We start from the raw sequence: 23,249 nt of genomic DNA, 5'->3' as shown, positions 1-23,249 counted from the left end.
GAAATGCGACGCCAGTCCATGGCGCGCGCCCCGCATCATCCGTGCCGGGGCGCCGCACTTCTCCCCTCCCCCGCCTGCGGGGGAGGGGCGGGGGAGAGGGCTGCCTGGGCAGCGCGCACTGCTGCGCCGGCAACGATGCAGATCATGGCCAGCCCCGGCCCTCTCCCCCAGCCCCTCTCCCTGAGGGAGAGGGGAGTACTGCGCGCTCCGAGTCCCGAGTCCCGGGTACCGGGTACCGGCTCCCCAGTCCCGGCTCCCGATCAGGCCAGCTTCTTGAAGCGCAGCCGGTGCGGGCGGTCGGCCTCGGCGCCCAGGCGGCGCTTTTTGTCGGCCTCGTATTCCTGGTAGTTGCCCTGGAAGAACTCGACGTGCGAGTCGCCCTCGAAGGCCAGGATGTGGGTGGCGATGCGGTCCAGGAACCAGCGGTCGTGGCTGATCACCAGCGCGCAGCCGGGGAACTCCAGGATGGCGTCCTCGAGCGCGCGCAGGGTCTCGATGTCGAGGTCGTTGGACGGCTCGTCGAGCAGCAGCACGTTGCCGCCCTGCAGCAGGGTCTTGGCCAGGTGCAGGCGGCCGCGCTCACCACCGGACAGGGTGCCGACCAGCTTCTGCTGGTCCTGGCCCTTGAAGTTGAAGCGGCCGATGTAGGCGCGCGACTGGATCTCCACGCCGTTGATGTTGAGGATGTCCGAGCCGCCGGAAACTTCCTGCCAGACGTTGTTGTTGCCGGCCAGCGCGCCGCGGCTCTGGTCGACGTAGGCCAGCTTGACGGTCTGGCCGATCTTCACCTCGCCCGAGTCCGGCTTCTCGGCGCCGGTGATCATCCGGAACAGGGTCGACTTGCCGGCGCCGTTCGGGCCGATGATGCCGACGATCGCTCCGGGCGGGATCTTGAAGCTGAGCTTGTCGATCAGCAGGCGGTCGCCATAGGCCTTGCTGACGTCGACGAACTCGATGACGTTGTCGCCCAGGCGCTCGCCCGGCGGGATGAAGATCTCGTTGGTCTCGTTGCGGCGCTGGTACTCCTGCGAGTTCAGCTCCTCGAAGCGGGCCAGGCGCGCCTTGCCCTTGGACTGCCGGCCCTTGGCCGCCGAGCGCACCCATTCCAGTTCGCGGGCGATCGCCTTCTGGCGCGCCTTCTCCTGGTTCTCTTCCTGCTTCAGGCGGGCGTCCTTCTGGGACAGCCATTCCGAGTAGTTGCCCTTCCAGGGGATGCCGCGGCCGCGGTCCAGCTCGAGGATCCACTCGGCGGCGTTGTCGAGGAAGTAGCGGTCATGGGTGACCGCCACCACGGTGCCCGGGTAGCGCTGCAGGAACTGCTCCAGCCACTCCACCGACTCGGCGTCCAGGTGGTTGGTGGGCTCGTCGAGCAGCAGCATGTCGGGCTTCTGCAGCAGCAGGCGGCACAGCGCGACGCGGCGCTTCTCGCCGCCGGACAGCGGGCCGACCTTGGCCTCCCAGGGCGGCAGGCGCAGGGCGTCGGCGGCGACCTCGAGCTGCTGTTCCAGGGTGTGCGCGTCGTTGGTGGCCAGGATCGCCTCCAGGCGCGCCTGCTCGGCGGCCAGCTTGTCGAAATCGGCGTCCGGCTCGGCGTAGGCCTCGTAGACCTTGTCCAGCGCGGCCTGGGCGTTCAGCACCTCGGAGACGCCTTCCTCGACCGCCTCGCGCACGGTCTTGTCAGGGTCCAGGCTCGGCTCCTGCTCCAGGTAGCCGACCTTGATGCCGGGCTGCGGCCGCGCCTCGCCCTGGAAGTCCTTGTCGACGCCGGCCATGATCCGCAGCACGGTCGACTTGCCGGCGCCGTTCAGGCCGAGCAGTCCGATCTTGGCGCCCGGGAAGAAGCTCAGCGAGATGTCCTTGATGATCTCGCGCTTTGGGGGCACGGTCTTGCTGACCCCCTGCATGGTGTAGATGTACTGCATGGCGTGTCCTGGCTGCGGCGCGGCCTGATCCGGGCGCCGGTGCGGAAAGAAGGAAACAGCCGGGCATTATCGGGCAGCCGCCGGGCCGGCGCCATGGTGCGAGGCGCGTCCGTTCAGGCCGGGCCGCAGGTGGCCAGGAACTCGGCCAGGGCAGCCGCGCTCGCGGCGCGGTCGTCGAGAGCGGCCGGGGCCGCCTGCCGCAGTTGCCCGGACAGGTCCTGGCGGCGCCCGGGGTCGCCGGCCAGCGCGATCGCCTTGGCGCACCAGTCGGCCTCGTCCCTGGCGATCAGCTCGGCGACGCCCATCCGTTCCAGCAGCACGGCGGTCTGCCGGCTGCGCAGCGTCCGTCCCGGCAGGGTGACCGTGGGCAGGCCGCGGCGCAGAAGGTCCATGCCGCTCATGCCGCCCGACCAGCCGATGCTGTCCAGGTTGACGGCGCAGCCGTCGGCCAGCGCCAGGAATCCGTCCAGCGGCTGGTAACCATGCATGACCACCCGGCGGTCGGCATCGATACCGTGTCCGGCCAGGCAAGACCGCAGCCGGTCGAGCAGGCCGGCGCGTACCCCGGCGTCGAAATGCGGGATCAGATGCAGCCGCGCCGCCGGCAGGGCGGCCAGGACACGAGCGAACAGCGCGTCCTGGGCCGGCATCAGCTTGAACACGCTCTGCGCGCACAGCAGGTTGGTCCCTGGCGCCGGCGGCGCGGCCGCGGCGGCGGGAGGCTCCAGGCCGTTGCCCAGGCCCGGAAGGCGCAGCAGGCGCTCGCTGTAGTGGTCCTGCGCGTCGGCCGGCTCCAGCGCGTCGGCGCTGATGAACCAGTCGATGGTGGGCAGGCCGGTGGTCACCGGGTGCCCCCAGAGCACGCACTGCACGGGCGCCAGGCGCAGCGCCGCCAGCACCTGCGGCAGGGGATGCATGCCGATGTCCAGGTAGACGATCACGTCCGGTGCCAGCTCGGCGAACAACTGTCGCCACTGCGGTCCGGCCCGGGGTCCGGCATGGAAGGTGCCGGCGGCGCGCGCGCGCGCGGTCATCGCGTCCGACTCCGCGCCCAGGTGCGCCAGGTGGACATCGAAACGCGCGGCGTCGAGGTCCTCGATCAGGGGCAGGAACAGGCGGGCGACGGTGTGCTGGAACAGGTTCGGGGAAACGAACAGGATCCGTCGGCGGCCGCTGCGCATCGCCCGCGCCGGCTCGCCAGGATCGAGCGCCGCCATCATCCGGTGCACCAGTCGGCCGTAGCGTTTCGCAGCGGCTACAGCGTCGTCCACGTAGTGGCGGTAGAAGGCGGGTGCCGAGCCGATGCAGCCGAACACCTGGGCACGCAAGGCCGGTTGCCGGAAATCCATCGCCTCGAAGGCGGCGACGCCGGCTTCCCAGCGCTGGCGGAAACGCTCGGCGTCGTCCTCGTCCGCGGGCGACGGCGCCTCGGGAAACTGGAAATGCAGCCACCGGGCGGCCAGCAGCCCGGGGTCGCGGCGCAGGGACTCGGCCAGCGCGGCATGGCCGTGGCCGAACCGCCAGCCCGCGAAGTGCTCGAAGGCGAGATTGAGCCAGGCCACGGCGTCGCCGCCGGCCATCGCCACCGCTTCCGCGGCCTGCATGCGCACCGGATCGCCCGCCGGCCGCTGCCCGCATGCACGGACATAGGCCTGTTGCAGGGCCGCCATTGCGGGGGAGTTCGGGTCGCTGGGCACCTGGTCCACCGGGCCATCGAGGGGGGCGCCAAGGTATCATGCGTCTTCGCATCGCAAGGTCCCCAGCCCATGTTCCCCGCAGACGCCGACATCGCAGGATTCGACCCCGAACTGGCCGCGGCGATCGCCGCCGAGCGCAGCCGCCAGGAGGACCACGTCGAACTGATCGCCTCGGAGAACTACGCCAGCCCGCGCGTGCTGGAGGCACAGGGCAGCGTGCTGACCAACAAGTACGCCGAGGGCTACCCGGGCAAGCGCTACTACGGCGGCTGCGAGCATGTCGACGTCGCCGAACGGCTGGCCATCGAGCGCTGCAAGGCGCTGTTCGGCGCCGACTACGCCAACGTCCAGCCGCATTCGGGCTCGCAGGCCAACCAGGCCGTCTACCTGGCGCTGCTGCAGCCCGGCGACACCATCCTGGGGATGTCGCTGGCGCATGGCGGACACCTCACCCATGGCGCCAAGGTGAACATCTCCGGCAAGCTGTTCAACGCCGTCCAGTACGGCGTCAACGACCAGGGCCTGATCGATTGCGACGAGGTCGCCCGGCTGGCCCGCGAGCACCGGCCGAAGATGGTGGTGGCCGGGTTCTCCGCGTACTCGCGGGTGGTCGACTGGGCGCGCTTCCGGGCCATCGCCGACGAGGTCGGCGCGTTGCTGTTCGTGGACATGGCGCACGTTGCCGGCCTGGTCGCCGCCGGCGTCTACCCGAACCCGGTGCCGCACGCCCACGTGGTCACCTCGACCACCCACAAGACCCTGCGCGGGCCGCGCGGCGGCATCATCGTCGCCAGCCACGCCGCCAATGGCGACGGCGCCGCCGACCTCGAGAAGAAGCTGCAGTCCATCGTCTTCCCCGGCATCCAGGGCGGCCCGCTGATGCACGTGATCGCCGCCAAGGCGGTGGCCTTCAAGGAAGCGCTGGAGCCCTCCTTCCGGGCCTACCAGCAGCAGGTCGTCGCCAACGCCCGGGCGATGGCGAAGGTGCTGGTCGAGCGGGGCTACCGGATCGTCTCCGGTGGCACCGACAACCACCTGATGCTGGTCGACATGATCGGCAAGGGCGTCACCGGCAAGGCCGCGGAAGAAGCGCTGGGCCGCGCCCACATCACGGTCAACAAGAACGCCGTGCCGAACGATCCCCAGAAGCCCTTCGTCACTTCCGGCCTGCGCATCGGCACGCCGGCGGTGACCACCCGTGGCTACGGCGAGGCCGAGTGCATCGACCTGGCCGGCTGGATCGCCGACGTCCTGGACGCGCCCGGCGACGACGCCGTGATCGCCGCGGTGCGCGACAAGGTCACCGCGCAGTGCCAGGCGTTCCCGGTCTACCGGTGACCGCAGCCGGCGACGGGCGTTTCGCCAGGACGACATTCGCCGTCGCCGCGCTGGCGCTGGGCGCGCCGACCGTGGTGTTCGGGGGCTGGCTGGCGTCGGTGGGTCTGTTCTACGGCCTGGCCGGGGCGATGTCCGGCGATGCGGGCAGCCTGCTGCTCATGCTGTGGGGACTGGCCGGGCTGGTCGGCGTGATTGCTGCACTGACCCTGTCGGTGTCCTACGTGCACGGCGGGCGCGCGTCGCTGCGCAGGCGCGCCTGGCCGTGGTGGCCGGCACTGCTGGCCGGCATGGCGGCGGCCTCGGTCTGGCTCCCGGCGAGCCTGCCTTTGCGCGACGGCGAGTGGATCGCGCTCGCCGCCGGCCCGCTGCTGTTGCCGGTGGCGCTCGCACTGCTGGTGCTGCGCGGGTCCGCTCGCGGCGCCTTCACGGCCCCGCCTTCGCCACCGGTCCCCGGTCCCCGGTCCCCGGTCCCCCCCTGATGCACTGCCCCTTCTGCCAGCACGACGACACCCGGGTCATCGACTCGCGACTCAGCGAGGACGGCGCAACGGTGCGCCGCCGCCGCGAGTGCCCCTCCTGCGGCGCCCGCTTCAACACCCATGAGACGGCCGAGCTGAAGCTGCCGGCGATCGTCAAGCACGACGGCCGCCGCGAGGCTTTCGACGAGGCCAAGCTGCGCGCCGGGCTGGAGCTCGCCCTGCACAAGCGGCCGGTGGCCGCCGACGCCGTGGACCGGGTGCTGGCCGGCATCATCGATGCCCTGCGTCGCAGTGCCGAGCGCGAGGTGCCGGCGCGTCGGATCGGCGAATGGGTGATGGAGGCCCTGCGGCCGCTCGACCAGGTCGCCTACGTCCGGTTCGCTTCGGTGTACCGGCGCTTCGAGGACGTCCAGGCGTTCCGCGAGGAGATCGAGCGCCTGGAGCGCGACATCCCGGTGCTGGAGGGCAAGCAGTTGCCGTTGCTCGATTCCGGCGCCAGCCCCGGCGGACCGCGCCGCAAGCCGTGAACGCGCACCCTGGGGCCACCGCCTTCTCCGCCATCGACCACGCCCACATGGCCCACGCCCTGCGCCTGGCGGCGCGCGGCAGCCACACGACCCGGCCGAACCCGATGGTCGGCTGTGTGCTGGCGCACGGCGGCGACATCGTCGGCCGCGGCTGGCACCAGCGCGCCGGCGAGGCCCATGCCGAAGTCCATGCCCTCGCCGACGCCGGTGCCCGGGCGCACGGCGCCACCGCCTACGTCACCCTGGAACCCTGCGGCCGCCACGGCCGTACGCCGCCCTGCGCCGACGCCCTGGTCGCGGCCGGCGTCGCGCGCGTGGTGTTCGCCAGCGAGGACGGCTTCCAGGACGAGGGCGATGGCCTGGCGCGCCTGCGCGCGGCCGGCGTGGTCGTCGAACAGGGCCTGATGCGCGCACAGGCGCGCGAGCTCAACCGCGGCTTCTTCAGCCGCATCGAACGCGGCCGGCCCTGGCTGCGCATCAAGCTCGGCGCCAGCCTGGACGGGCGCACCGCGCTCGCCGACGGTCGCAGCCAATGGATCACCGGGAGCGCGGCCCGCGCCGACGTGATGTGCTGGCGCGCCCGCAGTTGCGCGCTGCTGACCGGCGCCGGTACCGCGCGACTGGACGACCCCCGGCTGACCCTGCGCTGGCCGGCGGGCGGCGCGCCCGAGCCGACGCCGGCACCGGTGCTGCGCGTGCTCCTCGACGCCGGCCTGACCGTTCCGGATGGCCACCACCTGCTGGATGGCAGCGCCCCGACCCTGGTCATGCACGCCGCCGCGACGACGGTGCCGCCACGATTCGCCGCCGTCGAGCGCCTGGCGCTGGCTGCGACAGGCGGCCGGCTGGACCTGGGTCAGGTGCTCGCGGCGCTGGCCGGGCGCGGCTGCAACGAAGTCCAGGTCGAGGCTGGCGCCACCCTGGCGGGCGCCTTCGTGGCCGCCGGTCTGTGCGACGAGCTGCTGCTATACCTTGCGCCCCGTCTGCTGGGCGATGCCGGCCGGGCGTTGCTAGCCCTGCCGCCCCTGGCCGGCCTGGAGCAGGCCCGAGCCTGGCGCTGGCACGATGTCCGCCAGGTCGGCGACGACCTGCGTGTCTTGCTGCGGCCGCCCCTGCCGCCTTCCTGAGCGAGTCCTGCGCCCCATGTTCACCGGCATCGTCACCGCCATCGGCCGCATCGCCAGCACCGCCCCGCACGACGGTGGCCTGCGCCTGGCCATCGATGCCGAAAACCTGCCCGGCGAAGCCCTGGTCCTGGGCGAGAGCATCGCCGTCGCCGGCGTCTGCCTGACCGTCGCCGGCATGGCCGGTCGGCGCTTCGACTGCGACGTCTCCGGCGAAACCCTGCGCCTGACCACGCTGGGACGGCGCAATGCCGGCGATGCCGTCAACCTGGAGCGCGCGCTGCGTGCCGGGGACCGCCTGGGCGGCCACCTGGTCAGCGGCCACGTCGACGGCATCGGCCACCTGCGTTCGATCGGCGACGACGGTCTGTCCCGGGTGTTCCGCTTCGAGGTGCCGCAGGCGCTGCGCCGCTACCTGGCCCCGAAGGGCTCGATCACCGTCGACGGCACCAGCCTGACCGTCAACGCGGTCGACACCGACGGCTTCACCGTCAACCTGATCCCGCATACCCTGGCCCACACCACCCTGGGCACCCTGGCGCCGGGCGACGCCGTCAACCTCGAAGTCGACCAGGTCGCCCGCTACGTCGAGCGGCTGCTGGCCTGGCGCGACGAGGCCTCCGGCCAGTAGACGCGCGGCCGCCGGGCCGCACCAACGACAGCACACCGACACCAACCGCCATGACCTTCGCCCCCGTCCCCGAACTGCTGGAAGAGCTGCGCGCCGGCCGCATGATCGTGGTGCTCGACGACGAGGACCGCGAGAACGAGGGCGACCTGCTGATGGCGGCCCAGCACGTGCGGCCGGAGGACATCAACTTCATGGCCCGCGAGGGCCGCGGCCTGATCTGCCTGACCCTGACCCGCGGGCACTGCGAGCGCCTGCGCCTGCCGCTGATGGTGCGCGACAACCGCAGCCGGCACAGCACCAAGTTCACGGTGTCGATCGAGGCCGCGCGCGGCGTCAGCACCGGCATCTCCGCGCACGACCGCGCGCTGACCGTGCGCACCGCGGTCGACCCGGCCAGCGGCCCCGACGATGTCGTGCAGCCCGGCCACATCTTCCCGCTGATGGCCGAGGACGGCGGCGTGCTGGTGCGCGCCGGCCACACCGAGGCCGGCGTCGACTACATGCGCCTGGCCGGGCTCGACCCGTCGGCGGTGATCGTCGAGATCATGGCCGAGGACGGCACCATGGCCAGGCGGCCCGAGCTGGAGCGCTTCGCCGCCCGGCACGGCCTGAAGATGGGCAGCATCGCCGACCTGATCCGGCACCGCCTGCAGCACGAGTCCAGCATCGACCGCGTGCTCGAGCGCGACGTCGACACCCTGTACGGGCCGTTCCGCCTGGTCGTCTACCGCGACCGCATCGAGGGCGGCACCCACTACGCCCTGCTGCATGGCGACCCGGCGCCGGACGACGTGGTGCTGACCCGGGTGCACGTGCAGACGCCGCTCAGCGACCTGCTGCACCTGCGCGACGACGGCGTCAGCCTGCCGCTGCACCAGGCGTTCGCGCGGATCGCCCAGGCCCGGCACGGCTGCCTGCTGATCCTGGCCGCACCGGGCGGCGGCGACGCGCTGGCGGCGCTGACCGGCGTCGATCCGGGGGATTCCGACCTGCTGCGCCAGTGGCGGCGCACCGGGCTGGGCGCGCAGATCCTGGCCGACCTGCGCCTGCGCCGGCTGCACCTGCTGGGCACGCCGCGCGCCTATCCCGCCTTGGCTGGCTTCGGCATCGAAGTGGTAGACTTCGCAGCCCCCTGACCGCCCCCGGCCGGCGCCCGGCGGCCACGCGCCCCGGCGCGTGCCGACTGCCCGAGCAGCCATGTCCAGCGTCCTTCCCGACGGCCAATTCGTGATCGTGCACTCCCGCTGGAACGACGCGGTGGTGCGTCCGATGCTGGCCGCCGCACGCGCCACCCTGGCGGCGGCCGGCGTCGCAGCCGATGCCATCGAGGTGGTCGAGGTTCCGGGTGCCTGGGAGCTGCCGCTGGCCGCGGCCCACCACGCCGACCGCGAGGAGGTGCTGGCCCTGGTCGCCCTGGGCTGCGTGGTGCGCGGCGAGACCCGCCACTTCGAGCATGTCGCCGACGAGTGCGCGCGCGGCCTGATGACCGTGCAGCTCACCTCCGGTGTGCCGGTCGCCAACGGCGTGCTGGCGGTCGAACGCTACGCGGATGCCGAGGCCCGCGCCGGCGGGGCGCTGGGCAACAAGGGCGAGGAGGCGGCCCTGGCCGCCCTCGAGATGGCCCGCCTGCTGGCGGGGATGGCGCGATGACCGGCGCCCTCGACCGCAACGAGCGGCTGCTGCGCACCCGGGCGCGCCGGCGCGCCCTGCAGGCGGTCTACGCCTGGCAGCTCAGCGGCTATCCGATGCGCCAGGTCGAGCAGCAGTTCGCCCATGAGCAGGACGACGAGACCGCCGACCTCGAGTATTTCAAGGCGTTGATCGCCGGCGTCGAGACGCAGGTCGAGCAGCTGGACGCCCAGCTCGGCCAGGTGCTCGACCGGCCGCTGGCGCAGGTCGATCCGATCGAGCGCGCGGTGTTGCGGCTGGCCGCCTGGGAACTGATCAACCGCATCGACGTGCCCTACAAGGTGGTGCTCAACGAGGCGCTGGAACTGGCCAAGCGCTTCGGCAACGAGCAGGGCCACGCCTACGTCAACGGCGTGCTCGACCAGTTGGCCGCACGCCTGCGTCGGGCCGAGTACCGGGCCTGAGCGTTGCCGGCCGATGACCCTGCGTCGCGCCTCCCGTTCCGGCCGGCCTTCGCTGCCGCAGCAACCTGGGCCATGTCCGAGTTCGAACTGATCGCCCGGCTGCGCCGGCGTCTCGGCGCGACCGGTGCCGATCGCCTCGAGGTCGGCAACGGCGACGATGCCGCGGTCTGGCGCCCTGGCCACGGAATGCATGTGGTCGCGTGCTGCGACACCCTGGTCGAGGGACGCCATTTCCCCGTCGGGACGTCGCCATTCGACCTGGGCTGGAAGGCGCTCGCGGTGAACCTGAGCGACCTGGCCGCGATGGCCGCACGCCCGGCGGTGGCGCTGCTGGCGTTGACGTTGCCGGCCGATCCGGGTGCCGACTGGATCGAGGACTTCTGCGCCGGCTGGGAGGTGCTGGCGCAGCCGCACCGCCTGGCCCTGGCCGGTGGCGACCTGACCCGCGGGCCGGTGCTGACGGTGACCGTCACCTGCCTGGGCGAATTGCCGCCCGGCGCCGCTCTGCGCCGGGCCGGCGCCGCGGCCGGCGACGCCATCTTCGTCAGCGGCACGCTGGGCGATGCCGCCGCCGCACTGGCCCTGTGGGACCGGCGCGGTGAGCCGGAACTGACACCGTTGATGGCCCGGCTCACCCGGCCGACGCCGCGCCTGGCGCTGGGTCGCGCCCTGCGCGGCGTGGCCAGCGCGGCCATCGACGTCTCCGATGGCCTGGTCGCGGACCTGGGTCACCTGCTCGACGCCAGCGGCGTCGGCGCGCGCATCGACGCCGATGCCGTGCCCTGCGGCGAACTGGCGACCGCGCTGCTGGGCGCGACGCAGGCGCGCACGCTGGCCCTGGCGGGCGGCGACGATTACGAGCTGTGCTTCACCGTGCCGGCCGACCGGATCGACGCGGCCGCCGCCGCGGCGGCGGCGGCCGGGACCCCGGTCGCGCGGATCGGAACGGTCGAATCCGGGGCCGGTCTTGCGGTGGTCGACCGCAACGGCCGGCCGGTGCCGCTGGCACGGGCCGGATGGGATCATTTCCGGTCATGAGCGTCCCGCCCGTCGCGCTGTTGCGGCATCCGCTGGGCTGGCTGGCCACCGGCTTCGGCAGCGGCCTGCTGCCGAAGGCGCCCGGCACCGCCGGCTCGCTGGTCGCGCTGGCGCTCTGGCTGGCCTTCCTGCAGGCCTCGCCCTCGATCACCTTGCAGGCGGTCGCGGTGGTCCTGGCGATCGGCCCGTGCGTGCTGGCCGCCGACTGGGCGGCGCGCCGGCTGGGTCGCAAGGATCCCGGCTGCGTGGTCAGCGACGAACTGGCCGGCCAATGGCTGGCCCTGCTGGCGGCGCCGCCGGCCTGGCCCTGGTGGCTGGCGGCGTTCGTGCTGTTCCGGATCTTCGATATCGCCAAGCCCTGGCCGATGCCGGCCCTGGAGCGCCTGCCGGGCGGCCTCGGCATCGTGCTGGACGACCTCGCCGCTGGCGCCTACGCTGCCGTCCTGCTGTTGCTCGCGGCGCGGTTCTTGTAGCGGCGCGCCCGGAACGGTCGCACCCGTCGGCCTGCCGGCTGTGCGACGGCGTCCGCGGCCGCCATCGGGCAGGTGCCGCCACCCGGTGGGGTCAAAGCTGCCAGCGGATCGCCCTGGATCCGGCGCGAAGGATGCGGGTCGAGCTTGCAGCAGGCGGGCCCGGTCAGCCTGGGCAAGCCCCGGGCGCGCTACGGCAGCAGCTTGCCGGGATTGAGGATGCCGTCGGGATCGAATGCCTGGCGGATGCCCGCCATCAGCGAGAGCGCGACCGGATCCAGCGCCTGCGGCATGAACGGCCGTTTGTCCAGGCCGATGCCGTGTTCGCCGGACAGGCTGCCGCCCAGTTCCAGCACCCGCCCGAACAGGCGCTGCAGCGCGAGCGGCGCGGCGGCCGCCTGGGCCGGATCGGCGGGGTCGTACATCAGGTTGACGTGCAGGTTGCCGTTGCCGGCATGGCCGAAGCAGACGATGGCGATGCCGCTCTCGGCTTCCAGGACATCCAGGAAGGCGGTCAGCTCGGGCAGGCGCGGCACCGGCACCACGATGTCCTCGTTGATCTTCTTCGGCGCGACCGCACGCAGCGCCGGCGACAGCGCCGTGCGCGCCGCCCACAGGGATTCGCGCCCGCCGTCCTCGCCGGCCTCCCGGAAGTCGAGCAGTCCCTCGACGTCCGCCGCGGCACGCAGGGCCGCCACCTGGCCGTCCAGCGAGGCGGCGGGACCATCGACCTCCATCAGCAGCAGGGCGCCCGCCTGCGGCACAGCATCGCCGGCGCGCGCGCGCGCCAGCGCCAGCGACTTGCCGTCCAGGAACTCCAGCGCCGATGGGGTGGCCGCCTGCGCCATGATCCGGGTCACCGCCTGCGCGGCTGCCGCGACGTCGCGGAATGCGGCCGCCAGGGCCCGGCTGGCCTCGGGCCGTGGCAACAGGCGCACGGTGGCCTCGACGATCAGCGCCAGGGTGCCCTCGCTGCCGACCAGCAGGCGGGCCAGGTCGTAACCCATGGCCTGCTTGGCCAGCGGCCGGGCGCTGTCGAACAGGCGGCCCTGGCCGTCGACCGCGGTGACCGCCAGCACGTTGTCGCGACTGGCGCCGTACTTGACCGTGCGCGGCCCGCCGGCATTGCAGGCGAGGTTGCCGCCGACCGTCGACCAGGGTGCGCTGGTCGGATCCGGCGGCCAGAAGAAGCCGTGCGCCGCGGCGGCCGCCTGCAGGTCGCCGTTGAGCACGCCCGGCTCGACCACGGCCAGGCGCTGTTCGGGATCGATGGCGACGATCCGGTCCATGCGCTCGAAGGAGACCACCAGCGCGCCGTCGGGGGGCACCGCAGCGCCGGTCGTGCCGGTGCCGCGGCCGCGCGCGGTCAAGGCCACGCCATGGGCGCGGCAGGCCTGGACGATTGCCACGACCTGGTCGCGGTGGGTCGGCAGGGCGACCGCGCACGGCATGCCCTGGCGCCGGGAATTGTCGTAGCCGTAGGCCAGGCAGTCGGCCGGGTCGGTGCGCAGGGCCGTCGGCGCCAGCACCGCGCGCAGGCGCGCGAGCAGGTCCGGTGGCGCGCTCACAGGCCGGCCTCGAAGGCGGCGCGTCGCCAGTCCAGTCGCGGTGCCTCGCGCGGACCGCCCAGGGCGACCACGTCGAAGCGGCAGGGCAGGGTGGCCAGGCGTGGGTTGGCCTGCAGGAACTGCGCGGCGGCGGTCGACAGGCGGCCGCGCTTGGCGGCGGTGATGCTGTCGGCGCCGCCGCCGTGCCCGGATCCGGCGCGATAGCGGACCTCGACGAACACCAGGGTGTCGCCGTCGCGCATCACCAGGTCGATCTCGCCGTGCCGGGTGGCGAAGTTGCGCGCGAGCAGCCGTAGGCCGGCGGCCTGCAGGTGGTCGCAGGCCAGCGCTTCGAACGGCTCGCCTGCGCGGTTCACCCGGGCGTCGTGCGGGTCACGGCTGCAGCGGGTCGCCGAAGCTGAGCGCGCCCTCGACCGGTTCCGGCACGCCGCCCCGGAACCGGGCCCAGGCAAGCTGCCGGCGCACCTGGCGCGATTCGTCGACGCTCAGCTCGCCGGTCGCGCCGTTGACGAAGGAATAGGGGCGCCCGGACAGCCAGTCGACGTAGCCGAGCAGGCGGTAGGCGTCCATGCCGAAGGCGAACAGCCGCAGCGCCGGCCCCTGCAAGCCGCGCAGTGCCGGTGCCAGTTCGACGCGGCTGGGCACGCCGCTGGCGGTGCCCACCACCCAGGGGGCATCTGAGAACTCCAGGCCATCCAGGTCGCGGTCCAGCGCCGGCATCGGCGAGCCGCCATAGACGCGCGACATGGCGAGCCAGGTGCCGCCGACGCCGTTGGCGCGAAGCTGCGGAACCAGCAGTCGCGCGGGCTGGGCGCCGATCGCCAGGAACACGGCATCGGCGCCGGCATCGGCCACTGCTGCGGCCGGCCTTCCAAGGTCGAAGTCGCGGGCGTTGATCGGCACCTCGCGCAGGACCTCGCCGCCGGCCGCCTCGTACTGGCTGCGGAAGGCGAGCGCGGCGCGGCTGCTCCAGTCCTCGTCGGTGCGCACCACCACCGCGCGCACCAGGCCCAGTCTCAGCATGCGGTCGGCGGCGGCGAGCGCCTCCTCGTCGGGCAGCAGGCCGAACTGCACGCTGCCCTCGGGCGGGACCGCGCCATCGGCGTGGTTGAGCGCGAGCAGCGGGACCGGCAGCATCGGCTCACGGAACAGCGCGCTGACCGCCTCGCGCGACAGCGGGCCGACCACGCGCTCGGCGCCGCCTTCCAGTGCCCGGCGATAGGCGGCCACGGCGGTTTCCGGCGTGCTGCCCGAATCGATCACTTCGACTTCCGGTCGGGGCGCGGCCCCCGCGAAGTAGGCGCTCATGAAGCCGTCGCGGACCGCCTGTCCGGCGGCCGCGATCTGGCCGGTCAGCGGCACCAGCAGGGCGACCTTGCCGTAGAGCGCGCGGCCATCGGCGTCGGTGGGCGGCGGCTCACGCGGCGCCATCGGATCGCGGCCGCCAGCGAGCATCCGGGGCGGCGTCACGCCGCGCGCGCGCAACGAGGCGTCGGCGGCGCCGCGCAGCGGGTCGTCGGCCGCCATCGCCACGCGTTCCCGGTACAGCTCGCGCACTTCGACGCTGTCGAGCAGGCGTCGTACCTGGGCCTGCAGGGCCTCCTGGTCCTCGGCATCGGCGAAGCGCATCTGCTCGCCCCGTTCGCGCGCGGCGGCCAGCGGCTGACCCAGCTCGACCAGCGAGCGCGCGCGCAGGTCGTGGAATCGTGGGCGCAGGCGATCGGGCACCCGGTCGGCAGGGACGGTCAGCAGGTCGAGGGCTCGCTCGTGCTCGCCCTCGACCACCGCCAACTCGGCCAGCAGAAGGTCCAGGCGCAACTGTTCGCCGGGGCGCAGGTTGCCGTGCAGGATGCCGTTGCTGACCTGGCGGACCGCGGCGTAGTCGGCGAGTTGCCGGTAGCTCTCCGTGGCGCGCAGGTTGAACGCGTCGGCTTCGGCGCCGCGACTGCGGCTGGCGGCCTCGAGGTATTCGCGGGCCGCCTGCGCGAAGTCGCCGGCGGCGAACGCGGCCTCGGCACGGTCGGCGGCACGGCTGCCGGTGCCGACGCCGGCGCAGGCGCCGAGGAAAACGGCGAGAATGAGCAGGCCGCAGCGGGCGGCGAGCGCGGGGTGGAACTTCATGGGCGGGCCATCTCTTCCTGACCCGGGCATGATAGCCGAGCGTCGCGACGCCCCGGGCGCCCTGTTCGTGGTGGCCACGCCGATCGGCAACCTCGAGGACATCTCGGCGCGGGCGCTCGATACGCTGCGTCAGGCCGACCTGATCGCCGCCGAGGACACCCGCGGCAGCCGCGTCCTGCTCGACCGGTACGGCATCGGAACGCCGATGCAGTCCCTGCACGAGCACAACGAGGCCGCCCAGTGCGAGCGCCTGGTGGAGCGTCTGCGCGCCGGCCAGCGCATCGCGCTGATCTCCGATGCCGGCACCCCCCTGGTCAGCGATCCGGGCTTCCGGCTGGTCGCGGCGGTGCGCGCCGCCGGCCTGCCCGTGCATCCGCTGCCAGGTGCGTGCGCCGCCATCGCGGCGCTGAGCGTGGCCGGCCTGGCCAGCGACCGCTTCGTGTTCGAGGGTTTCCTGCCGGCCCGCGCCGCGGCCCGCCGGTCCCGGCTGGCGGCCCTGGCCGCCGAGCCGCGCACGCTCATCCTCTACGAGTCGTCGCACCGGATCGTCGACAGCGTGGCCGACATGGTCGCCGTGTTCGGCGGCAACCGTCCGGCGACCCTGGCGCGCGAGCTGACCAAGCGCTTCGAGACCCTGATCGGTCCGGATCTCGCGACCATCGCCGCGGCGCTCGCCGCCGATGCCGACCAGCGCCGGGGCGAGTTCGTCCTGGTGGTGTCGGGCAATGCCGAGGAGGGCGCCGCCGCATTGGCCGAGGGCAGGCGCCTGTACGCGGCGCTCGCGCGCGAACTGCCGCCCAGCCGCGCCGCCCGCATCGCCGCCGAACTGAGCGGCGCGCCGCGGCGGGCGCTTTACGAGGGTGCCGGCGAAGGCTGACCGGCTCCGAACCTGTCGGCCAGCGCACCGAGGCGACGTTCCCGATCGGCTCTCGCGTGCCTGGCCGACTCCAACTCCTGCCGCGCCTCCGGCCGGGCCCGGGAAGCGTGCCGGGGTCAGCGCCGCATTCGGGCCCCTGCGCGGACGCCGTCTAGTCGACGGCCGGGGCGCCGCCCGGACCCGGCCGCAATGTGCCCGAAGATCGCCAGGTGGGCGATCTACCATCGTGGCCCGCCCTCGACCCGAGCCGTTCCCGATGCCCATGCGTACACCCTCGATCACCCGCCGTCAGGCCCTGCACCTTCTCACCGCTGCCGGCGCCTCCGCGCTCGTCGCCTGCGCCGCGCGCGACCGCAACGCGGCAGGCGGGCACGACACCGAAGCCGGCCTGCGCGATCTGGAAAGGACCCATGGCGGGCGCCTGGGCGTGTTCGCGCTGGATACCGGCAGCGGCAAGGCCCTGGCCTGGCGCGCCGACCAGCGCTTCGCCCTGTGCTCGACCTTCAAGCTCCTGCTCGCCGGCATGGTCCTGCACATGCACCAGCAAGGCAGCCTGGACGGCGATTCGCCGATCGGCTTCTCCGCCGGGGATCTGGTGCCGCATGCGCCGGTGATACAGGCACGCCTCGACGCCGGCATCCAGGCCATGAGCGCACTGGAGCTCGCGCGCGCCACCCAGGTCACCAGCGACAATGTCGCCGCCAACCTGCTGGTCCGCCGACTCGGTGGACCCCGGGCGGTCACCGCCTACTGGCGGGACGTGTTCGGAGATTCCGTGTCGCGGCTGGATCGCTGGGAACCGGAGATGAACCGGGTCGGCCCCGGCGAGGAACGCGACACCACCACCCCGCGCGCGATCGCCGGGACGACGGCCCGGCTGCTCGGCGGCGACCTGCTCGCCCCGCGCGGGCGCCGGCAGCTCGAGGACTGGCTGGTGGAAACCGGCACCGGGCTGAAGCGACTGCGTGCCGGCCTGCCACCGGACTGGCGGGCCGGCGACAAGACCGGCACCGCGATCGTCGACGGCCTTCCCAGCAAGTACAACGACGTGGCCGTCGCCTGGCCGCCGCAGCGGGCACCGCTCGTGATCGCCTGCTACTACGAGGCCGACGGCCACCATCCGCGCATCCGCCCCGAGGACGAGGCCGTGCATGCGAAGGTCGCGCGCCTGGTCGCGGAGCATCTGCTGGCGAGCACCTGATCGCCGGCGCCTGGCCTTGCGACGCCGGTCGCAACGCGCCTGCGCCGCCCTGTCGGACCGCGCGGGCGCCCATGCCGCCGGCTCGCTTCGGGACGCCGGGGCCGAGCCGCCGCGCGCCTCGCGGCGGTACCGCCCCGGCTCAGGTCCTGACCACCAGCAGGCGGGGTTCGCTCATGTCCTCGATGGCGTGGCGCACGCCCTCCCTGCCGAGCCCGGACTGCTTGACCCCGCCGTAGGGCATGTTGTCCACGCGGAAGCTGGGCACGTCGCCCACCACCACGCCGCCCACGCGCAGCCGGTCCCAGGCGAGCATCGTGTGCGCCAGGCTGCCGGTGAACACGCCCGCCTGCAGTCCGAAATCGCTGTCGTTGACGCGCTCGATGGCCTGCTCGAAGTCCTCGAAGGGCTCCATCATCGCCACCGGGCCGAACACTTCCTTGCGATAGAGATCGCTGTCGCGCGGCACCTTTTCCAGCAAGGTGGCGGGCAGCAGGTTGCCCTTGCGCTTGCCGCCCGCGAGACGCCTGGCGCCCTTGCGCTCCGCGGCTGCGACCCAGGACTCGATGCGCCTGGCGGCGTCCTCGTCGATGACCGGGCCGATGAAGGTCCTCTCGTCGCGCGGATCGCCCATGCGCAGACCAGCGACCTTGTCCCTGAACCGCTTGCGCAGGGCAGGGTAGAGACTGGCGTGGACCAGGATGCGCTGCACGCTGATGCAGCTCTGGCCGGACTGGTAGTAGGCACCGAACGCCAGGCGATCGACCACGTGGTCGAGATCGGCGCCCGGGTCGGCATCGACGATGCAGGCGGCGTTGCCGCCCAGTTCCAGGGTGACCTTCTTGCGACCGGCACGCGCCTTCAGATCCCAGCCGAGCAGGCTGCCGGTGAAGCTGAGCAACGCGATGCGTTCGTCCTCGACCAGGATGGCCGCGTCCTCGTTCGAGCAGTTGAGCACCGAGAACGCGCCCTTGGGCAGGTCGGTCTCGGCGAGCACCTCGCCGATGATGAGCGCGCCCACCGGCGTCTTCATGGCCGGCTTGAGCACGAACGGGCAGCCCGCGGCGATCGCCGGCGCCACCTTGTGCGCAACGAGGTTGAGCGGGAAGTTGAACGGCGTGATGAAGCTGCATACGCCGACCGGCACGCGCTTGACCATGCCGCGGTAGCCGCGGGTGCGCGGCGACAGTTCGAGGTTGATCACCTCGCCCGGCGGGCGTGTCGCTTCGCCGGCGGCGATCCGGAAGGTGTCGATCAGGCGGTCGACTTCGCCCCGCGCATCCTTGATCGGCTTTCCCGCTTCGATGCAGAGCGACAGCGCGAGTTCGTCGTGGCGCTCGACGAAACGGCGCACGCAGTGTTCCAGAACGTCCCTTCGGGCGTCGGGCGGGAACGCCGCCATCGCCTCGCGCGCCCTGTAGGCGGCGCCGACTGCCTTGCGTACCTCGGCGGCACCGACCAGCGGCACCCGCGTGGCGACCTCGCCGGTGAACTTGTCGAGGACGTCGAGGTCGGCCTTCGCCGCGACCGGCCTGTTGGCGAGGTACCAGGGATAGCTGGCGGGCAGCCTGGCCTCGCCCGGCTTGCCGTCCCTGGAAGTATTGCTGCGCTTGCGCTTGGTCATGGAGGTCTCCGTCATGTGCAGGTCATTCGACCGCGGCGGCCAGCCTGGGGATGTCCTCGTTGAGCAGCCGGTCGTCGTCGACATAGGTGATCGGCACTTCGACGACATGCACGCCGGGCATGTCCAGGATCTCGCGCAGGCGGGGCGCGAAGGCGTCCAGCGAGCCGATCCGGTGCCCGTGCGCGCCGTAGCTTTCGGCGTATCGCACGAAGTCGGGGTTGCCGGTGTCCATGCCGTAGACCGGGTAGTTCTCGTGCTGCTGCTTCCACTTGATCATCCCGAAGGCGTCGTCGCGCAGCACCAGCACCACCAGGTCCTGCCGCAGACGCACCGCGGTCTCCAGTTCCTGCGAGTTCATCATGAAGCCGCCATCCCCGCAGATGGCGACGACCTTGTGTTCGCGGTCGTGGATGCGCGCGGCGATGGCCGATGGCAGCCCGGCGCCCATCGTCGCCAGGGCGTTGTCCAGCAGCATCGTGTTCGGATGCCTGCAGCGGTAGTTGCGCGCGAACCACAGCTTGTACAGGCCGTTGTCCAGGCACAGGCGGTCGCGTGGCGAGAGGATCTGCTGCAGTTCGGCGACCATCCGCGGCACGGTCATCGGGAAGCGGTCGTCCTGGCCGCAGCGCTCGATCTGCCGCAGCAGGGCCTCCCGGGTCCGCCGGAAGAACCCGAAATCCCAGTGCGGTTGCGCTTCGAGCGCCCCGGCCAGCTGCCAGACGGCATCGGCGATGTCGCCGACCACCTCGATCTGCGGGAAGTACACCGCATCGACCTCGGCGCTGCTGTAGTTGACGTGGATCACCGTGCGCCGGCCCTTGCGCATGAAGAACGGCGGCTTCTCGATCACGTCGTGGCCGATGTTGATGATGCAGTCGGCGGCGTCGATGGCGCGGTGCACGAAATCATGATCGGACAGCGCCGCATTGCCCAGCCACAGGGGATCCTCCTCGTCCATCACGCCCTTGCCCATCTGCGTGGTGAAGAACGGGATGCCCAGCTTGCCGAACAGGTTGCGCAGGCTGTTGGCCACGGTCTTGCGATTGGCGCCGGCGCCGATCATGACCAGCGGATGGCGCGCGCTGCGGATCGCATCCGCCGCGGCGGCGACGGCCTTGCGCTCGGCGATGGGCCGACGCGAATACGACGCGGGAATCACGGTCGCCTCGCTGTCGTCGCCGGCGATGTCCTGGGGCAGTTCCAGGTGGGTCGCGCCCGGGCGTTCCTCCATGGCGCGGCGGAACGCTTCGCGCACCCGGGCGGGTATGCTGTCGGCGGCGACGATCTGCCGGGTGTACTTGGTCAACGGCGACATCATCCCGACCACGTCGACGATCTGGAAATGCCCCTGCTTGCTGCTCCGGATGGGTTTCTGGCCGGTGATCATGATCATCGGCATCGCGCCCAGCTGCGCGTAGGCCGCGGCGGTGACCAGGTTGGTCGCGCCCGGCCCCAGCGTGGCGAGACACACGCCTGCCTTGCCCGTGAGCCGGCCGAGGGTGGCCGCCATGAAGCCGGCACCCTGCTCATGGCGGGTCAGCACCAGCTCGATGGAGGACTTGCGCAGGGATTCGAGCAGGTCGAGGTTCTCCTCGCCGGGAATGCCGAAGACGTGTGTGACGCCCTCGGCTTCGAGTGCGGCGACGAACAGATCGGATGCCTTGGTCATGCGGCCGTGTCCTCCGAGGGAGCGGGGCGGGCGCCCGCGGCGACGCCTTGTCGTCGACGCAAGGGCATGCGCCAGTGTGCGCGACGACAGGTTATCGGGAGGCGAAGACGTGGCGCGACCCGGTCGGGATCGCGGGCGTGCCAGGACTGGCCCGAGCGGGGATCGGGAACATGCGAGCGGGATGGCGCCTGTGCACAACCGCGCAAGCGCATGATCCGTGGCGTTCGCCGCGCGTTCCCGGCGCCCGGCGGGGCGGCATCCGGTACACTGCGACCTGGAGTCGGCCGGACGGTCGCTGCCGCCGCAAGGCGGTGGAGGAAAGTCCGGGCTCCGCAGGGCAGGATGCCAGGTAACGCCTGGGCGGCGCGAGCCGACGGAAAGTGCAACAGAGAGCAGACCGCCGAACGGCGCCGCAAGGCGCGCGTGGCAAGGGTGAAACGGTGCGGTAAGAGCGCACCGCGAGTCCGGCAACGGACCGGCACGGCAAACCCCATCCGGAGCAAGGCCAAATAGGGACCCCATGACGTTGCCCGCGTCGGGTCCGGGTAGGCCGCACGAGGCGCACGGTGACGTGCGTCCCAGAGGAATGACCGTCCTCGACAGAACCCGGCTTACAGGCCGGCTCCAACCTTTCCAGCGCGCCCGGTGCGGACCCGGCCGGTGCGTCGCGCCGGGTGCGGCTGGCCCGCATGGCCGACGCCCCGGCCTGCCGGGGCCACCGATCCTGGCGCTGTGGCGCGGCCTGTGCGGGGTTCTCGAAACGACCTCGCGCCGGCCGCGATCCGCCGCCCCCCCGCTCAGACCCCGGCACCCCGGCGCGATCCTGGCATCCCTGCGTGGGCCGGGAAACGCCCGATCACTCGAACCTTCCCGTGTCCCGTGGAACTTCCCCGGCGACTTGAGGAACGACCGTCCCGGTCGTTCCTCAAGTCGCCCGTCCGGCGCAGTTCCGGAGGCGCCCGGGTCCACGCAACTGCCTGCGCGGCCGCTTCGTCGAGCGGCCATCCATGGCCGCAGCCGGCAGCCTGTGCTTCAGCTGCCCGCTAGTTCGGCGCGTGCACGGTGCCGCCGCCGTCGTCGTGGCTGCGCTGGGCCACCCGGGGATCGATCGAGGCGCCGCCGATCAGCTGCGAATAGCGCAGCGCCCGGGCCGACAGGTGCTGTGGCAGCGCGCCCGGAAACGGCAGCGTGCCCGCGTTGCGTCCGAACGGATCGGTGAACCAGCGGGTCGGGCCGCCGGCGTTGTCGATGTCGGCCGGCTGGAAATAGGCGCCCCGTTCCAGGCCGCGGAAGCCGGCCGTCGGATGGTCCCATTCGACATGGACGGTGCCGAACTGCGTCGACCAGTCGCAGGCTCCGCCGCGCGCGCGGCGACCCTGGCCGGACAGGCTGTCGTCGTGGCACAGGTCCTGGCTGTAGCCCAGGTGGCTTCCGGCCAGCTCCGGCCGCACGAGGTGGTACCCGCGCTGCAGCTTGAGCGGCTCCGGGTAGTGGTAGCGGACCGCGTCCATCACGTCGAACAGCAGATTCACGCCGGACACCAGGGCGCTACCGTCGGGCCGGCGCAGCGAGAGCGACGCTGGCCAGGCCTCGTACATGATCTGCGACCACTGACCCGGGGGCACCAGGAAGCCGATCTCCACGCAGGCGCGATCGACGATCTCACGATCGCCCTCGCCATCGGGATACCAGGGGGACCAGGGGCTGGGCGGCATCGCGACGAAGTCCTGGGGATCGTTGCGCCGGGGCACGTTGCACATCGGCATGAAGCGGGTGAAACCACCGCTGCGTCCGAATGGCTGCAGTACGGAAACGCTCATCGCGTGGTTTTGCGGGTGGCGATCGGGGCACGAATGCAGGTCGTCCGGATCGATGCAGTCGGCCAGGTCGTCGCGGTGTCTGCAGTCGGCCAGGTAGAGCACCTCGTGCAGGTTGTGGGTGAAGGCGTCGGCGGTGGACACGCCCTGATGGGTCTTGGCCAGGAAGAAACAGCGCATGCCGGTGTCCTGCGCCATCACGCCATTGCCGAGCCGTCCGATCCAGACCCCTCCGTTGGCGGCGCTGCTCATGCCGTGGGTCGCGATGTCGGGTTCGCCGTTCGCCCACTCGATCTTGTGGCCGACATGGTCCTCGTGGCGCATTGCCGGGATGCCTTGCGACTGGAACCACGCGTCGGCGGTCTCCGCGACCCAGCCGAACGGCACGCCGGCAAGCGCCGCCTCGAAATCGTCCATTTCGCCGTTGCCGTTGGCGTCCCAGAAATAGCTGCGCTGGATCTGGCCGGTCTTCCAGAGTTGCGAAAGACGCGGGTCGCGACCGTGTTCATGGCCGAACGTGCAGGGCTGGCCGGTGGCGGGATCCGTCGCGGTGGGCGGATGCCAGGTCGGATAGCGACGGCCGTCGGGCGCCACCACGAAGAAGCTGTCGTGGAACGCCTGCGAGCAGGTGTCGTGGACAGGGTGCGGATTCCAGCGCGCCATCGCATGGCTGTCGGCCGCCAGATCCAGCCACTCGAAACCGGACCGATGGACGCGGTCGTCCGGGGCGCTGGTGACGGATCCGTCGCACAGGGCGGGGTCGGTCCCGGGGAAGGGCGCTCCCACGCCGGCCAGGGCGGCGCCGAGCAGTCCGGCACTGAACGTGCAGGCGGGCAGGGCGAGAGCGAGCAGGCGGCTGGCCATGGCGCACACCGGTTCCGACGGACCGGCCCAGTGTAGGCCAGGTCCGACCAGCCAACCCGGACCTTGCTCTCGGAATGGCCCGGCGGCGTGGTCCTGGGGGCATCCCGCGCCTGTCAGGTGCCGGACCGGCGAGCGACGGCTGCGGAGCGTGTCCCCGGGGGCTGTGGACAAGTCCTTGGACAGTTTTCGGTC

Annotated in this window: 20 protein-coding genes and 1 other RNA gene; 13 read left to right on the top strand and 8 right to left on the bottom strand. The window is 72.4% G+C overall.

What is annotated here, in order from left to right; all coding sequences use genetic code 11:
• Nucleotides 1-260: 260 nt before the first annotated feature.
• A complete protein-coding gene (gene ettA / locus KF823_07520) occupies nucleotides 261-1,922 on the bottom strand; it encodes an energy-dependent translational throttle protein EttA (GenBank protein MBX3725752.1) in 1,662 nt (553 codons plus the stop codon).
• 113 nt (nucleotides 1,923-2,035) lie between these two features.
• The gene (locus KF823_07515) at nucleotides 2,036-3,592 is read right to left on the bottom strand and encodes a hypothetical protein (GenBank protein MBX3725751.1); all 1,557 of its coding nucleotides are present in this window, start codon (nucleotides 3,590-3,592) and stop codon (nucleotides 2,036-2,038) included.
• A 96-nt stretch (nucleotides 3,593-3,688) separates the two neighbouring features.
• Between KF823_07515 and KF823_07510 the strand changes: the two genes are divergently transcribed.
• The 10 genes from KF823_07510 (at nucleotide 3,689) to KF823_07465 (ending at nucleotide 11,322) form a co-directional block, all read left to right on the top strand.
• Nucleotides 3,689-4,957 carry a serine hydroxymethyltransferase gene (locus KF823_07510; protein MBX3725750.1) on the top strand — a complete coding sequence of 423 codons (1,269 nt, stop codon included), beginning with the start codon at nucleotides 3,689-3,691 and terminating at the stop codon, nucleotides 4,955-4,957.
• Complete coding sequence (locus KF823_07505; GenBank protein ID MBX3725749.1) at nucleotides 4,954-5,436, top strand: hypothetical protein; 483 nt, start codon at nucleotides 4,954-4,956, stop codon at nucleotides 5,434-5,436. The genes KF823_07510 and KF823_07505 overlap by 4 nt, the downstream gene beginning before the upstream one ends.
• Nucleotides 5,436-5,963 carry a transcriptional regulator NrdR gene (gene nrdR, locus KF823_07500; protein MBX3725748.1) on the top strand — a complete coding sequence of 176 codons (528 nt, stop codon included), beginning with the start codon at nucleotides 5,436-5,438 and terminating at the stop codon, nucleotides 5,961-5,963. Before KF823_07505 ends, nrdR begins: the two co-directional genes overlap by 1 nt.
• Nucleotides 5,964-6,010: 47 nt before the next feature.
• Nucleotides 6,011-7,090: a bifunctional diaminohydroxyphosphoribosylaminopyrimidine deaminase/5-amino-6-(5-phosphoribosylamino)uracil reductase RibD gene (ribD, locus tag KF823_07495; protein MBX3725747.1), complete on the top strand. Its 1,080-nt coding sequence runs from the start codon at nucleotides 6,011-6,013 to the stop codon at nucleotides 7,088-7,090.
• Between the two features lie 16 nt (nucleotides 7,091-7,106).
• Nucleotides 7,107-7,718 (top strand): riboflavin synthase, encoded by a 612-nt coding sequence (locus KF823_07490; protein MBX3725746.1) that lies wholly within the window; start codon nucleotides 7,107-7,109, stop codon nucleotides 7,716-7,718.
• Between the two features lie 50 nt (nucleotides 7,719-7,768).
• Nucleotides 7,769-8,854, top strand: a complete 1,086-nt coding sequence (ribB, locus tag KF823_07485; GenBank protein ID MBX3725745.1) for a 3,4-dihydroxy-2-butanone-4-phosphate synthase — start codon at nucleotides 7,769-7,771, stop codon at nucleotides 8,852-8,854.
• Between the two features lie 61 nt (nucleotides 8,855-8,915).
• Nucleotides 8,916-9,368 (top strand): 6,7-dimethyl-8-ribityllumazine synthase, encoded by a 453-nt coding sequence (locus KF823_07480; GenBank protein MBX3725744.1) that lies wholly within the window; start codon nucleotides 8,916-8,918, stop codon nucleotides 9,366-9,368.
• Nucleotides 9,365-9,811 (top strand): transcription antitermination factor NusB, encoded by a 447-nt coding sequence (gene nusB / locus KF823_07475; GenBank protein ID MBX3725743.1) that lies wholly within the window; start codon nucleotides 9,365-9,367, stop codon nucleotides 9,809-9,811. Before KF823_07480 ends, nusB begins: the two co-directional genes overlap by 4 nt.
• A gap of 72 nt (nucleotides 9,812-9,883) precedes the next feature.
• Complete coding sequence (thiL, locus tag KF823_07470) at nucleotides 9,884-10,849, top strand: thiamine-phosphate kinase (protein MBX3725742.1); 966 nt, start codon at nucleotides 9,884-9,886, stop codon at nucleotides 10,847-10,849.
• Complete coding sequence (locus KF823_07465) at nucleotides 10,828-11,322, top strand: phosphatidylglycerophosphatase A (GenBank protein MBX3725741.1); 495 nt, start codon at nucleotides 10,828-10,830, stop codon at nucleotides 11,320-11,322. Before thiL ends, KF823_07465 begins: the two co-directional genes overlap by 22 nt.
• Nucleotides 11,323-11,510: 188 nt before the next feature.
• Here the strand turns inward: KF823_07465 and KF823_07460 are convergent, their stop codons facing one another.
• The 3 genes from KF823_07460 to KF823_07450 all read right to left on the bottom strand — a co-directional run bounded on the left by KF823_07460 (nucleotide 11,511) and on the right by KF823_07450 (nucleotide 15,008).
• Nucleotides 11,511-12,770 carry an FAD-binding protein gene (locus tag KF823_07460; protein ID MBX3725740.1) on the bottom strand — a complete coding sequence of 420 codons (1,260 nt, stop codon included), beginning with the start codon at nucleotides 12,768-12,770 and terminating at the stop codon, nucleotides 11,511-11,513.
• Between the two features lie 113 nt (nucleotides 12,771-12,883).
• Nucleotides 12,884-13,243 (bottom strand): YraN family protein, encoded by a 360-nt coding sequence (locus KF823_07455; GenBank protein ID MBX3725739.1) that lies wholly within the window; start codon nucleotides 13,241-13,243, stop codon nucleotides 12,884-12,886.
• 16 nt (nucleotides 13,244-13,259) lie between these two features.
• Complete coding sequence (locus KF823_07450; protein MBX3725738.1) at nucleotides 13,260-15,008, bottom strand: penicillin-binding protein activator; 1,749 nt, start codon at nucleotides 15,006-15,008, stop codon at nucleotides 13,260-13,262.
• Between the two features lie 28 nt (nucleotides 15,009-15,036).
• Between KF823_07450 and rsmI the strand changes: the two genes are divergently transcribed.
• Entirely contained in the window at nucleotides 15,037-15,885 is an 849-nt protein-coding gene (gene rsmI, locus KF823_07445) for a 16S rRNA (cytidine(1402)-2'-O)-methyltransferase (protein ID MBX3725737.1), read from the top strand.
• A 262-nt stretch (nucleotides 15,886-16,147) separates the two neighbouring features.
• Nucleotides 16,148-17,086, top strand: a complete 939-nt coding sequence (gene bla, locus KF823_07440; GenBank protein ID MBX3725736.1) for a class A beta-lactamase — start codon at nucleotides 16,148-16,150, stop codon at nucleotides 17,084-17,086.
• Between the two features lie 139 nt (nucleotides 17,087-17,225).
• Here the strand turns inward: bla and KF823_07435 are convergent, their stop codons facing one another.
• Complete coding sequence (locus tag KF823_07435; protein MBX3725735.1) at nucleotides 17,226-18,707, bottom strand: aldehyde dehydrogenase family protein; 1,482 nt, start codon at nucleotides 18,705-18,707, stop codon at nucleotides 17,226-17,228.
• Between the two features lie 22 nt (nucleotides 18,708-18,729).
• The gene (locus tag KF823_07430; protein MBX3725734.1) at nucleotides 18,730-20,376 is read right to left on the bottom strand and encodes an acetolactate synthase large subunit; all 1,647 of its coding nucleotides are present in this window, start codon (nucleotides 20,374-20,376) and stop codon (nucleotides 18,730-18,732) included.
• Nucleotides 20,377-20,652: 276 nt separating this feature from the next.
• Here KF823_07430 and rnpB point away from each other — a divergent pair.
• An RNA gene (gene rnpB, locus KF823_07425) (RNase P RNA component class A) lies at nucleotides 20,653-21,006 on the top strand.
• A gap of 413 nt (nucleotides 21,007-21,419) precedes the next feature.
• Here rnpB and KF823_07420 read toward each other — a convergent pair.
• The gene (locus tag KF823_07420) at nucleotides 21,420-23,057 is read right to left on the bottom strand and encodes a hypothetical protein (GenBank protein ID MBX3725733.1); all 1,638 of its coding nucleotides are present in this window, start codon (nucleotides 23,055-23,057) and stop codon (nucleotides 21,420-21,422) included.
• Nucleotides 23,058-23,249: the final 192 nt, after the last annotated feature.

It is taken from the genome of Lysobacterales bacterium, assembly GCA_019634735.1.
Taxonomy (GTDB): Bacteria; Pseudomonadota; Gammaproteobacteria; order Xanthomonadales; family UBA2363; genus Pseudofulvimonas.
This window is presented reverse-complemented; position numbering and strand designations above follow the sequence as displayed.